Annotated in this window: 13 protein-coding genes; 2 read left to right on the top strand and 11 right to left on the bottom strand. The window is 70.3% G+C overall.

Annotated features, from left to right (window positions below):
* Positions 1–103: 103 nt before the first annotated feature.
* The 9 genes from ACFY2A_RS00870 to paaA form a co-directional block, all read right to left on the bottom strand.
* Positions 104–1,288 (bottom strand): cell wall anchor protein, encoded by a 1,185-nt coding sequence (locus ACFY2A_RS00870; protein WP_387166761.1) that lies wholly within the window; start codon positions 1,286–1,288, stop codon positions 104–106.
* A 503-nt stretch (positions 1,289–1,791) separates the two neighbouring features.
* Positions 1,792–2,982 carry a cyclic dehypoxanthinyl futalosine synthase gene (gene mqnC / locus ACFY2A_RS00875; protein WP_363923719.1) on the bottom strand — a complete coding sequence of 397 codons (1,191 nt, stop codon included), beginning with the start codon at positions 2,980–2,982 and terminating at the stop codon, positions 1,792–1,794.
* A 110-nt stretch (positions 2,983–3,092) separates the two neighbouring features.
* On the bottom strand, positions 3,093–3,503 hold the full coding sequence (locus ACFY2A_RS00880; RefSeq protein ID WP_363923720.1) for a type II toxin-antitoxin system VapC family toxin: 411 nt from the start codon (positions 3,501–3,503) through the stop codon (positions 3,093–3,095).
* Entirely contained in the window at positions 3,500–3,778 is a 279-nt protein-coding gene (locus ACFY2A_RS00885; protein ID WP_357581094.1) for a type II toxin-antitoxin system prevent-host-death family antitoxin, read from the bottom strand. The genes ACFY2A_RS00880 and ACFY2A_RS00885 overlap by 4 nt, the downstream gene beginning before the upstream one ends.
* Before the next feature lie 32 nt (positions 3,779–3,810).
* Entirely contained in the window at positions 3,811–4,950 is a 1,140-nt protein-coding gene (paaE, locus tag ACFY2A_RS00890; protein WP_387166766.1) for a 1,2-phenylacetyl-CoA epoxidase subunit PaaE, read from the bottom strand.
* The gene (paaD, locus tag ACFY2A_RS00895; protein ID WP_387166769.1) at positions 4,947–5,423 is read right to left on the bottom strand and encodes a 1,2-phenylacetyl-CoA epoxidase subunit PaaD; all 477 of its coding nucleotides are present in this window, start codon (positions 5,421–5,423) and stop codon (positions 4,947–4,949) included. The genes paaE and paaD overlap by 4 nt, the downstream gene beginning before the upstream one ends.
* 4 nt (positions 5,424–5,427) lie before the next feature.
* Positions 5,428–6,153 (bottom strand): 1,2-phenylacetyl-CoA epoxidase subunit PaaC, encoded by a 726-nt coding sequence (gene paaC / locus ACFY2A_RS00900; RefSeq protein ID WP_363923723.1) that lies wholly within the window; start codon positions 6,151–6,153, stop codon positions 5,428–5,430.
* Complete coding sequence (gene paaB / locus ACFY2A_RS00905) at positions 6,150–6,437, bottom strand: 1,2-phenylacetyl-CoA epoxidase subunit PaaB (RefSeq protein WP_093404003.1); 288 nt, start codon at positions 6,435–6,437, stop codon at positions 6,150–6,152. Before paaB ends, paaC begins: the two co-directional genes overlap by 4 nt.
* Positions 6,434–7,495, bottom strand: coding sequence for a 1,2-phenylacetyl-CoA epoxidase subunit PaaA (gene paaA / locus ACFY2A_RS00910; RefSeq protein WP_387166773.1), 1,062 nt, complete (start codon positions 7,493–7,495; stop codon positions 6,434–6,436). Before paaA ends, paaB begins: the two co-directional genes overlap by 4 nt.
* 356 nt (positions 7,496–7,851) lie before the next feature.
* Between paaA and ACFY2A_RS00915 the strand changes: the two genes are divergently transcribed.
* Both ACFY2A_RS00915 and ACFY2A_RS00920 read left to right on the top strand, forming a co-directional pair.
* Entirely contained in the window at positions 7,852–8,829 is a 978-nt protein-coding gene (locus ACFY2A_RS00915; protein WP_363923725.1) for a hypothetical protein, read from the top strand.
* Complete coding sequence (locus ACFY2A_RS00920) at positions 8,829–9,761, top strand: serine hydrolase (protein WP_363923726.1); 933 nt, start codon at positions 8,829–8,831, stop codon at positions 9,759–9,761. Before ACFY2A_RS00915 ends, ACFY2A_RS00920 begins: the two co-directional genes overlap by 1 nt.
* A gap of 152 nt (positions 9,762–9,913) precedes the next feature.
* Here ACFY2A_RS00920 and ACFY2A_RS00925 read toward each other — a convergent pair whose 3' ends face one another.
* Both ACFY2A_RS00925 and ACFY2A_RS00930 read right to left on the bottom strand, forming a co-directional pair.
* Complete coding sequence (locus ACFY2A_RS00925) at positions 9,914–10,765, bottom strand: menaquinone biosynthesis protein (RefSeq protein WP_363923727.1); 852 nt, start codon at positions 10,763–10,765, stop codon at positions 9,914–9,916.
* 33 nt (positions 10,766–10,798) lie between these two features.
* On the bottom strand, positions 10,799–12,160 hold the full coding sequence (locus ACFY2A_RS00930) for an MFS transporter (protein ID WP_363923728.1): 1,362 nt from the start codon (positions 12,158–12,160) through the stop codon (positions 10,799–10,801).
* Positions 12,161–12,175 lie beyond the last annotated feature (15 nt).

The following is a 12,175-nucleotide window of genomic DNA, read 5'->3' on the forward strand; positions in this document are numbered from 1 at the left end:
GCCCAGGGTCGAGGCGACACAGTGAGGGCGGGATGGTCACCCATCCCGCCCTCACTGCCGTGCGTTATGTGAACGGCCCGCGCGGGCCGATAGAGGACGAACCTCAGGCGTTCGTCTTCTCGTCACCCGGAGTCACCAGGACCACCCGGCGACGACGGGCAACCAGGAACATGGCCACACCGGCGGCCAGCACACCCGCGCCGACGCCACCGATCAGGCCGACCTGCACACCGGTGACCGGCAGGCCGGGACCGTCGCCGTTGTCGCCACCACCGGAGCCACCCTTGGCGGCCACGACCACCGCGAAGTCGTCGGTGTTGTCGCTCGGGTCGACGTCGTTACCCGAGAGACCCGTGACGTTCTGCGGCAGGGCCGACGTGGCGGCGGCCCGGAGGACGCTGGGGGCCTCCGGCACCGTCAGCGAGTCGATGGTGACCTTGCCACCGGTCAGGCTGCTTGGCTTCACACCGTCGGCGACCTTCACCAGGTTGTAGAACCGGGCACCGGAGTAGAGGTCGTCACCATCCTTGTCCTGCGCGGCCGGGATGAGGACCGCCTTGGTGTACTCGCAGGTCAGCGAGGTCATCTCGGCGTTGTAGGTGCAGTCCGGCTCCTTCTCCGCGAAGGTCGCGCCCTTGGGCAGCTGCACCTCGATGCGGAGACCGCTGGCGGCCTGGTCACCCTGGTTGAAGGCGGCGTAGATGAGCTGGCCGGTGTTGCCCGCGTACAGGTCGCCGACCTCGGTGATCGTGCCACCGTCGACCTTGACGGCCTTGCGGACGTCGTCGGCGACGACGGTCAGGTCCGGCCCGGCACCCTCGACCTTGACGTCCACGGTCACGACGTTGTCGGACTCGTCCGGGTCCGGGCCGCCGTGCAGGATCACCGCGGTGATGGAGCCGGCCGGGCCGACCTCGTTGCCCTTGCGGGTCAACGGGAAGAACCAGTCGACATCCTCGCCGGCACGGATGGTGTCACCCTCGATGCCACAGAGGATCCAGCCGTCCTCGCGCGGGTTGCAGCCACTCTCATCGATGTCGACGAGATCGGTCTTCAGCTTGCTGATGTCGAGGGCGACGAGCACGTTCTTGGCGTCGACCTTGCTCTTGTTCAGCAGCGAGACGCTGGCGTCCTTGCCCGGCGCGCCGACCGCGATCGTGGTGCCGGTCGCCTTGATGGCGAGGTCCGCGGTGTCGTCCGCCAGAGCCGGCACGGCGAAGGCGCCGGCCGCGAGGACGCCGGCGGCACCGGCGCCCAGGTACGCCGCAGCCCGGTTACGGAAAATCATTGAGGTGTCTCCCCGTGGGGGTGAAGGAAACGTACGGGCGGGGACGTTAGCGGTCAGCGATCACCCGCGCCACCCTGCATCACACCCGTCCCAAGCTGCTCAGCTAATGGCAACTTAAGGATTGTCCGGATTGATGGGCCTTGCTACCTGGTCGCGGCCCGGCACCTGGCCGTGGCAGCTTGGCGCTTCGAACCGGACGGATGATCCACCCGAGCCGTTCGGCTGACAACCGGTCGAGCCACCGCTGTGACGCAGCGCCCTAGCCGCAGTGACCCGCGGTGATCTCCCACCGCTTACACGCCACCCATCGACCCGCCCCCGCAGCAGCCGCCCGAAACACCGCAACCCACGCCGCCCCGCCGACCGGAAGGCCCGAGACACCGCAACCCACGCCGCCCCCGCGACCGGAAAGCCCGAGATGCCGCAAGTCGCGCTCGCGGCGGGGGGTGCGGTGGTTCCGGTGGCCGACCGGCGTGGGTTTCGCTGGTCGGGGTGGGCGTCGGTCAGCTTGCCTCGACCAGGGGCAGGGAGCGGCCGGCACCGCCACCGGGCAGGGCGATCGACGAGAAGTGCGAGACCACCCGGTCGTCGCTCGGGTCGTCGTCGGGCGTGTGGTGCACGGCCAGTCTGTTGTAGAGCGTGTCGCGCTGGGCGGGGATCCGGTCGGCAGAACGGATCATCCCGATCAGCTCGTGCAGGTTGGACCGGTGCCGGGCCCCCGCCGAAGAGATGACGTTCTCCTCCAACATGATCGAGCCGAGGTCGTCGACGCCCATGTGCAGCGCCAGTTGGCCGACGTCCTTGCCGGTGGTCAGCCAGGACGCCTGCAGGTGCGGCACGGTCTCGAAGAACAGCCGGGACACCGCCACCAGCCGCAGGTACTCCAGGGCCGTCGCCTGGGTGCGACCCTTGAGGTGGTTGTTCTCCGGCTGGTACGTCCACGGGATGAAGGCCCGGAAGCCCTGCGTACGGTCCTGCACGTCGCGGATCATCCGCAGGTGCTCGATCCGCTCGGCGGCCGTCTCGCCGGTCCCCATCATCATGGTGGCGGTGGACTCGACGCCCTGCCGGTGTGCGAGTTCCATGACCTCCAGCCAGCGCTCGCCCGACTCCTTCAGCGGCGCGATCGCCTTGCGGGGTCGCTGTGGCAGCATCTCGGCACCCGCACCGGCGATCGAGTCGAGCCCGGCGGCCTTGATCCGGGCGATGGCCTCGTCCAGGCTCACCCCGGAGACCTTCGCCATGTGCAGGATCTCGCTCGGCCCGATCGAGTGGATCGCGAGTTGCGGGTACGCCTTCTTGACCGAGGAGAACAGCTCCTCGTAGTACTCCACGCCGTAGTCCGGGTGGTGGCCACCCTGAAGCATGACCTGGGTGGCGCCCAGCTCGACCGCCTCGCCGCAGCGACGCAGGATCTCCTCGGTCGGGTGGGTCCACCCTTCCTTGTGCTTGGGCGCCCGGTAGAAGGCACAGAACTTGCACGCCGTCACGCAGACGTTCGTGTAGTTGATGTTGCGGTCGATCAGGTACGTGACGACGTTGTCCGGGTACCGCCGCCGACGGACCGCGTCCGCCGCCTCGCCGAGGGCGTGGAAGGGGGCGTCGGTGTAGAGCAGCAAAGCTTCGTCGGGCGTGATTCGCCCGCCGTCGGCGCCGCGCTGCAGGATGTCGTCGATCTCCCGATTCACCGTCACGTCCCCGAGGGTACGCCGACCAGCCGCCCAGCTCTCAGCGGCGCACTTGACCTGTGATCCATCCCCTGTCCGGCATGGGGTCGGACGTCGGTCATCCCAGCGGGAAGTGCTCAGTCGACTCCCGGACTGGCTACCGGAAGCCCGATGCTCTTGGCCGCGTCCAGCAGCCGACGGTCGTACGTCACGAAGGCGACGAAGTCGGCGCCCGCCTGCTGAGCCAGGATCTCCGCCGTTGCCAGATGGATGGCATCGAGAGTGCGTAGCAGCGGTTCCGGGTAGGCGGCGGCAGTGGCCCGGACGGTGGCATCGATCTCGACCCGGTAGAGCCGGGACAGCGCGGTCGGCACCCCCACCAGCGCCTGCGGGGCGGCGCGGCGTAACGCCCGGGACACCTCCACTTCGGCCAGCACCGACGAGACGAGCGAGGCCGAGCTGCGGTCGTTCAGCCAGCTGACGAGTTCCTCGGTCCCTGGTTCCCGGCGGAGCAGCTTGATGACGGCCGCCGAGTCGAGGTAGATCACCAGCGTTCCTCGTCCCGCGAGGCGGCGAGGACCGCTGCCGCGTCGACCGTGGGATCACCGAGTACGGGAGGCAGGGGCAGGGGCCCGGTGGACGCCGGGGCGATCGCGCGCCCCTCTGCCACCAACCGCCCCAGCAGGACGTCGCCTGCCACCACGGGCACCAGCCGAGCGATCGGTTCGCCCCGGTCGGTCACCTCGACTGTCTCCCCTGCACGCACCCGCGCCAGCACCTTGCTCGTGTGCTGGTTCAACTCCCGCACTGCTATCTGCTCCACGGGAACGAGTGTAGAACGAAATGTTCTACACGTCACGCGTCGTAGTCGATGGTGAGGGTGTCGGTGAGCGGGCTGGACTGGCAGGTCAGCACGTAGCCGGCGGCCACCTCGTCGGGCTCCAGGGCGTAGTTGCGGGCCATCTCGACCTCGCCGGAGACGACCTTGGCCCGGCAGGTCGAGCAGACCCCGCCCTTGCAGGCGTACGGCAGCTCGCCGCGGACCTTCAGCGCCGCGTCCAACACGCGTTCGTCGCGGCGCATGGTGAAGTTCGACGAACGTCCGTCAAGCATGATCGTCACGTCCGTACCGCCGGACGCGTCGTCCGTGCGGCGGACCGGCTCGGGCGGCGCGTCGACGTGGAACAGCTCGGTGTGCACCGCCGACTCCGCGACACCCCGCGCGGTCAGCACCGCACGAGCATCCACCACCAGGCCATACGGGCCGCACAGGAACCACTCCTCGATCGCCTCGCCGGGGACGATGGTCTCCAGCAGCCGGCCCAGCCGCTCCGCGTCGATCCGACCCGACAGCAGCGGCGAATCACCCTGTTCGCGGGAGAGCACGTGCACCAGGTGCAACCGGGTCGGGTAGCGGTCCTTCAGGTCGGCCAGTTCCTCGGCGAACATCACGCTGCCGGCCGTGCGGTTGCCGTACACCAGCGTGAAGGTGCTGGCCGGTTCGACGGCCAGCGCGGTGGCGACCAGCGACAGCACCGGGGTGATGCCGGAGCCGGCGACCACCGCGCCGTAGCGGCGAGCCCGGTCCGACGCGAAGGCCGTGGTGAAGTGCCCCAGCGGGGGCAGCACCTCGATGGTGTCGCCGTGTCGCAGCGCCCCGCAGGCGTAGCCGGAGAAGGCCCCACCCGGGATCTCCCGCACGCCGATCCGCAACCGCCCGTGCCGCGCCAGGTCTGTGGGGGTGGAGCAGATCGAGTACGAACGGCGCACGTCTCCGCCGGAGGCCGCACCGCCGTCACCCTCCGCGGCACCGACTGCGGCCGGCAGGCGTACGGTCAGGTGCTGGCCGGCACGGAAGGCGAAGGTCTCGCGCAGTTCCTCCGGTACCGCGAAGGTGATCGCGACGGCGTCGGCGGTGAGCCGGTCCACGGCGACGACGGGAAGCGGGTGGAACACCGGCCGGCGGCGGACCGGGCGGGTGATGGTGACAGTCACAGGGCCTTCACATGGTCGAAGGGTTCGGAGCAGGAGCGGCACCGCCACAACGCCTTGCACGCGGTCGAGCCGAAGCGGCTGAGCTGCTCGGTCTCCGGCGACCCGCAGCGTGGGCAGCGCACCGCCAGGGTGAGCGGAACGACGCCGTCGCGCCGGACCGGGGCGGGCGGGGCGATGCCGGCGGCGGCAAGCTTGGCCCGTCCGGCGTCGCTGATCCAGTCGGTGCTCCAGGCCGGGCTGTGCACCGTACGCACCTCGGCGTCCGGGTGACCGGCGGCGGCCAACGCGCGCCGGATGTCGGCGCGGATGACATCCATCGCCGGGCAGCCGGTGTAGGTGGGGGTGATCGTCACCACCACCCGGCCGGTGGCCGGGTCCTCCTGCACCGACCGGAGGATGCCGAGATCGTCGATGGTGACCACCCGGATCTCCGGATCCACCACCGCCGCCACGGCCTGCCGTGCTCTGCTCATCGGTTCACCAGCGGGCCCCGGGGTGGGCGCGATGCACCACCTGCATCTCCGCGAGCAGGTACGACAGGTGTTCGGTGTGCACACCGTCGCGCCCGCCGGCCGGCGTCCAGCCGACTTCCGGGACAGCGAGGGTCGCCTCGGCGAGCACGGCGGTCACGGTGTCGTCGAATTCGGACCGCAGGGTCGCCGGGTCGACCGGCGCGTCCGGCCGTGCCGTGAACAACTCATCGGCGTACGGCCAGATCTGGTCGACGCCGGCCTGCATCCGTCGGTGCGACTCCTCGGTCCCGTCGCCCAGCCGCTTCACCCACAGCGCGGCGTGGTCCAGGTGGTACGCGGACTCCTTGCGGGCCTTGCCGCCGATGGCGGCCAACCGCTCGTCCGGGCAGCCGGCCAGGGCGGTGTAGAGCGGCACCTGGTATGCCGCCAGGACGAGCAGCTTCGCCATGGTCACCGCGAAGTCACCGTTCGGCAGCTCGACCAACAGGCAGTTGCGGAACTCCCGGTCGTCGCGCAGGTACGCCAACGCGTCCTCGTCCCGGCCGGCACCCTCCAGCTCGCCCGCGTACGACAGCAGGAGCCGGGCGGCACCGAGCTGGTCCAGGGCTATGTTGGCCAGGGCGATGTCCTCCTCCATCTCTGGTGCCCGGGTGCTCCACTCGGCCAGCCGCTGCGCCGCGATGAGCGCGTCGTCGCCGAGGGCGAGGGTGAAGGGGAAGAGATCGCTCACAGGTGCGCCACCCCGTCGGGTACCTCGTAGAAGGTGGGATGGCGGTAGACCTTGTCGGCGGCCGGGTCGAAGAAGGCGTCCTTCTCGTCCGGGCTGGAGGCGGTGATGGCGCTCGCCGGCACCACCCAGATCGACACGCCCTCCTGGCGTCGGGTGTAGAGGTCACGGGCATTGCGCAGGGCCAGTTCCGCGTCGGGTGCGTGCAGGCTGCCGACGTGGGTGTGCGCCAGCCCGCGCCGGGCCCGGACGAAGACCTCCCAGAGCGGGGTGTGTTGCCGGCTCACGCTGCCACCTTCTCCTTCTCCTTCTCCGCACGCTTGGCGGCGTACGCGGCGGCCGCCTCGCGCACCCAGGCGCCCTCGCTGTGCGCGCGACGCCGGTGCTCCATCCGCTGCCGGTTGCACGGCCCGTTGCCCTTGATCACCCGCATCAGCTCGTCGTAGTCGGGCTGGGTGAAGTCGTACGCCTGGCGCTCGTCGTTCCAGCGCAGCTCCGGGTCGGGAAGGCGCAGCCCGAGCGCTTCGGCCTGGCCGACGCACATGTCCACGAAGCGCTGGCGCAGCTCGTCGTTGGAGAACCGCTTGATCTTCCAGGCCATCGACTGGGCGGAGTGGGTGGAATCGCCGTCGGGTGGGCCGAACATGGCCAGGGACGGGTACCACCAGCGGTCCACCGATTCCTGGGCCATCGCCTTCTGCGCCGCAGTGCCGTGCGCCAGGGTGTGCAGGATCTCGTAGCCCTGACGCTGGTGGAAGGACTCCTCCTTGCAGACCCGGATCATGGCGCGGGCGTACGGGCCGTACGAGCAGCGGCACAGCGGCACCTGGTTGACGATCGCGGCACCGTCCACCAGCCAACCGATCGCGCCGACGTCGGCCCAGCTCAGCGTGGGGTAATTGAAGATCGAGCTGTACTTCTGCCGGCCGCTGAGCAGCAGGTCGACCAGTTCGTCCCGGCTGACGCCGAGGGTCTCGGCGGCGGCGTAGAGGTATAGGCCGTGACCGGCCTCGTCCTGCACTTTGGCCAGCAGGATCGCCTTGCGCTTGAGGGACGGGGCGCGGCTGATCCAGTTGCCCTCCGGCTGCATGCCGATGATCTCGGAGTGGGCGTGCTGGGCGATCTGCCGGATCAACGTCCGCCGGTACGCCTCCGGCATCCAGTCGCGGGGCTCGATCTTCTGGTCGGCGTCGACGACCTCGGCGAAGTAGGCGGCCAGGTCGCCACCCGGCTCGGCGGCGCCTCGGCCACGCTCCGCGGCCGCACGCAACGCCGCCTCCGCGGCCTCGACCTCACCGAGCAGGCCGCCGGACGGGTCCTCGCCCGGGAAGTCATTGCCATACATGTCCCCAGTGTTACAGCTAGGGGTTGAAGACGCCAGAGGGTGTCATACAAATTCGGGACTTCCCACCGTCACCTCCCGGTAGCCATCAGTGGCGCCGGTAACTATGAGTTAGGTCACGGATCAGCGACAAATCCTCGCAACGACCGCATAGCGGTTCGTTATCCCGTCTTCACGGCGAGTTGCCCAGTGTCGAGTCCTGGCATAACGCCGATCCGGACGTAGACTTCCCCCGTCACACCGATCGGCTGAAGACGATCGCCAGCTCAGGGTCGCTTCCCCCGACCCAGGCGATCCGCACCGGTCAGTCCTGGCAACAAGCCGGTCCCCCGGCCCCGACATCTGGAGCTCACCCGCTCATGCGATCTCGCGTGACCATGGTGCTCGCCGCGACGGCGGTACTGCTCGGCGGCGTCATGCTGGTGCCGGCCGCGTACGCCCGGCTTTCCGCTGGCGAGGCGGACGCCGGCCCGGAGAGCGTCGCCGCGCCCACGCCCGCCCCACCGCCGCCACCGACCCTGGCCGCCGGCAAGGTCTCGGTGAACTTCAAGGGCGAGTTCTTCTCCTGGGCACTGCTCGACCGGGAGACCGACGAGCTCTCCGGCTCCAAGAACATGGCCGCGACCAGCTCGACCGAGTCGATGCTCAAGGCCTGGATCGTCGCCGACTACCTGCGCCAACTCGGCGACAAGGAGCCGCCCGCGGCGATGAAGAAGCTGGCCAGCCTGGCCATCCGGGACAGCAACGACGACGCGGCCAACAAGGTCTACGCCGCCGCGGGTGGTTCCTACCGGGCGCCGGCGAACGGCCAACCCGGCCCGGTGATCAAGCGGGCGATCAGCACCTGCGACCTCACCGACACCAAGCGCGGCAACGTCAGGGGTTACGAGGGCTGGTGGAGCTTCACCAGGATGTCCCCGCGCGACGCCGTACGTCTCGGTGACTGCATCGCCGACGGCACCGCTGCCGGGCCGAAGTGGACGAAGTGGCTGCTGGCCGAGATGAGCAAGGTTCGCGGCAGCACCGCCGCCAAGGACCAGAAGCCCAGGGAGGGCGGCGGCCGGTGGGGAATCGTCGACGGCCTGCCGGAGTCGATCACCAGCCAGGGCCCGGTCAGCATCAAGAACGGCTGGACCCCCCTCAACTACGACGGCAACTGGCACGTCAACTGCCTGGCCGTGACTGAGAAGTGGAGCCTCGCGGTGATGCTGCGTTACCCCCAGAGCAGCGGGCTCGACTACGGAGCGGACGTCTGCGCCAGCGTCGCCAGCCAGTTGGTGACGCCGCAGCCGGGTGGCGCCCTCAAGGTGCCGCAGCAGCCGATCGGGAAGCTCTGATGGCCGGCCGCAGCCGCAACGGCGAGACATCGCCGCTGCGCCTGATCGCGATCGCGGCCGTGTTGATCGGGCTGGTCCTGGTCTCGCTGCGCCTGTTGCCCGGTTCGCCCTTCGAGTCCACCGCCGCCGCACAGTGGGGTCGGGGTGAGTCGCCGGCGGCCCGGGACGGCAGCCTGACCGACCGCAGCGTACGACCGTCGCCGTCACCCAGCCCCTCGCCGGAGCCCGAGCCGCTGCCGTTCGAGGCCAAGGAGATCGACCTGGACATCGACGGCTGGTACGCGTGGAGCGTGCTGGACCGCCGGTCGGGCGAGATCATCGGCTCGGAGAACATGGCCGAGACCAGCACCACCGCCTCCCTCATCAAGGCGTGGATCGTCGCCGACTACCTGCGCCGTACCGCCGACGCCGGGCAGACCCCGAGCGACGCGAAGTTGAGCGACCTGACCCGGATCATCCGGGACAGCGACAACACCCGCACCGAGCAGCTCTACACCCAGATCGGCCGGTCCGCCTCGATCAAGCGGCTGTTGTCCACCTGCGACCTGACCGACAGCAAGGTGTCGAGCGACCTCGGGTGGAGCCGTACCGAACTCTCCCCCCGGGACACCGCCCGCCTCGGCGAGTGCATCGCCGACGGCACCGCCGCCGGCCCGAAGTGGACCAAATGGTTGCTCAGCGAGATGCGCCAGGTACGCGGTGCCGGCGACTTCGGCATCCGTAAGGCGTTCCCGACCGCCGAGGCGAAGAAGATCGCCATCAAGAACGGCTGGGTCGACCGCACCCGTGAGCAGGAGATGCACGTCAACTGCCTGGCGATAGGCGACACCTGGACGATGGGCGTGATGCTCCAGTACCCGATCAACAAGGGCTACGAGTACGGCATGAAGAACTGCGAGAAGATCACCGAAGCCCTCCTCACCCGCCCCTGACCCGCGCCGCGCCCCCCACCCGCGCCGCGCCACGCCCCCCCCACCCGCGCCGATCTTGCACTTCTGGTCGCCGGAACGCGGCTTATGCCCGATAAGCGGCGACGAAAAGCGCAAGATCGCGGGGGAGGCTGGGGTCGCGGGGGAGGCGGGGGTCAGCGGGTGAAGAAGGTGGGGCCGGTGGGGGGTAGTGGGGGGGTTTCGCCTAGGGCGGCGGCGCGGCGGGCGAACTCACGGATGCCGGCGACCTGACGATCGCCGAGGGAGAAGTCCAGGGCCCGGAAGTACTCCGCGAGCGTGCTGGCGTCGAACGGCTCCCACCGGGCCGCCGACTCGGCGACCTGGTCCAGTTCGGCCAGGCACAGGTCACGCGACCGCAGGAACGCCTCGTGCACCTCCTTGACCAGCCCGGGATGGGCTGCGGCGAAGTCGCGACGGGCCGCCCAGACGGCGAAGACCATCGGCAGTCCGGTCCACTCCCGCCACGCCTGCCCCAGGTCGGTCACGGTCAGTCCCTGCCGGGGTGCCTCGTACATCGCCCGCAGCGCCACGTCGCCGATCAACACCGCGGCGTCGGCCTCCAGCAGCATCTGGGTCAGGTCCGGCGGGCACCTGAAGTACTCCGGACGGACCCCGTACCGCTCGCGCAGCAGCAACTGGGCGAGCAGCACTCCGGTCCGCGAGGTGGAGCCCAGCGCCACCCGGGCGCCGTCGAGGTCGGCCAGCGGCCGGGTGCTGACCAGGTTGACCGACAGCACCGGCCCGTCGCTGCCCACGGCCAGGTCGGGCAGGAGCAGCAGTTCGTCGGCGTGCTTCAGGTACTCGACGAAGGTGATCGGCCCGATGTCCAGGTCACCGGCGACGAGTTGAGCGCTGAGCCGGTCCGGCGAATCCTTGCGCAGGTCGACGTCGAGCAGGGCGCCGGAGCGCATCAGCCCCCAGTAGATGGGCAGGCAGTTGAGGAACTGGATGTGCCCGACGCGGGGGCGGGCGAGGCGCTCGACCATGCCCCGACCGTATCCCCACCTCCCGTGACCTGCTCAGCCGGACGTCGCTGAAGTGGCCAACCCCGCACCCGCCGGCCCGGCTTTAGGTGGCCCCGCGTCCACCGGCTCGGCGCCCGCCGGCCCGGCCTGCGCGGGGCCTTCCGGTGTCGGCGGCTGCCCGATACGGGAGCGCTCGGCCCGCACCGCTCGGCGGACCGGTGCCACGAAGCCGAGCAGCACCAGCAGCCCGGCCGCACCACAGCCGACGATCAGCGGGCGAGGTTCGGTCACCTCCAGCAGCAGACCACCGACCAGGTAACCGAACATTGCCGCCCCCTGCACCGCGGCACCCACGGCGGCGAAGGCCCGCCCGCGGGCCGCCTCGGGTACCCGCCGTGCCACCACCACGTTGTGGAAGACGTTGTCGCCGCCGTTGCAGAGGCCGCCGAGCAGCCAGAGCGGCACCAACAGCGCAGCCGTGGGGACCGTCACCGAGAGCAGCACCGCCACGCAACAGCCGCCGAGTAGCAGCAGGCCACCCTGCACCAGGGCACCGTCGTCGGTGAACCGCCGGGCCACCCGAGCGAAGATCCAGGCACCGCCGAGCACACCGAGCGTCCAGGCGCCGGTCACCAGGCCGTACACGGAGGCCGAGGCACCGAGGGTCTCGCGTACGTAGAAGACCTCGATGACGTTGATCGCGCCGACGGCCGCGATCACGCCGGCCAGCGTCGCCACCATCGCCGCCAGCAGCGGATCCCGCCGGAGCCGCCAACTCCCTGCCGTCGCGGCGTCGTGGTCCACCACCGCCGGGCCGCTGCCGGTCACCGCGGCGCGCCGCGCACCGCCCCTACGAGTACGGACGAGCAGCCCGGCGACGACGAGCGCCAGATAGCCGGCCGCGGCGATCAGCAGGGGTACCCGGGTGCCGAAGGCGCCCACCAGGAACCCGGCCATGGCCGGCCCGGTCAGCACACCGATCATGCCGGCGGTCTGGTTGAGTGCGGTGGCCCTGGGCAGGTCTTCGGCGCGCACCATGGCGGGCACCAGGGCGGCGAGCACCGGCTGGACGACGGCCAGGCCGCTGGCGAGCAGCGCGACCAGACCCACGACCAGCAAGGGGTGTCCGGCGTACGCCAGCGCTAGGCAGATCACCGACTGGGCCAGACCGGCTCCGACCAGCAGCGTCCGGCTGTCCACCCGATCGGCGAGCCGACCGGTCAGCGGGGCGAGCACCACGAGCGGCAGCGTCGCCGCCAACAGCATCCCCGCCACGGCACGGCCACCGGCGCCGGACGACTGGAGGGTCAGTGTCAGCGTGGTCGCCGCGAGGAACTGCCCGCAGGTGGCGAAGCCACGGGCGGAGGTAGCCAGGGCGACGTCGGCCCACCGCGACTCCCCAGATGTGAAAGACATATTTCGAAAGTAGTG

It is taken from the genome of Micromonospora sp. NPDC000442, from assembly GCF_042898635.1.
In the GTDB taxonomy this organism is placed as follows: Bacteria; Actinomycetota; Actinomycetes; order Mycobacteriales; family Micromonosporaceae; genus Micromonospora.

Coding starts and splice junctions, on each gene's coding strand:
- ACFY2A_RS00915 (WP_363923725.1), top strand. CDS start 7,852: ATGCGATCTCGCGTGACCATGGTGCTCGCCGCGACGGCGGTACTGCTC.
- paaD (WP_387166769.1), bottom strand. CDS start 5,423: ATGAGCAGAGCACGGCAGGCCGTGGCGGCGGTGGTGGATCCGGAGATC.
- ACFY2A_RS00920 (WP_363923726.1), top strand. CDS start 8,829: ATGGCCGGCCGCAGCCGCAACGGCGAGACATCGCCGCTGCGCCTGATC.
- ACFY2A_RS00870 (WP_387166761.1), bottom strand. CDS start 1,288: ATGATTTTCCGTAACCGGGCTGCGGCGTACCTGGGCGCCGGTGCCGCC.
- paaA (WP_387166773.1), bottom strand. CDS start 7,495: ATGTATGGCAATGACTTCCCGGGCGAGGACCCGTCCGGCGGCCTGCTC.
- ACFY2A_RS00925 (WP_363923727.1), bottom strand. CDS start 10,765: ATGGTCGAGCGCCTCGCCCGCCCCCGCGTCGGGCACATCCAGTTCCTC.
- ACFY2A_RS00930 (WP_363923728.1), bottom strand. CDS start 12,160: ATGTCTTTCACATCTGGGGAGTCGCGGTGGGCCGACGTCGCCCTGGCT.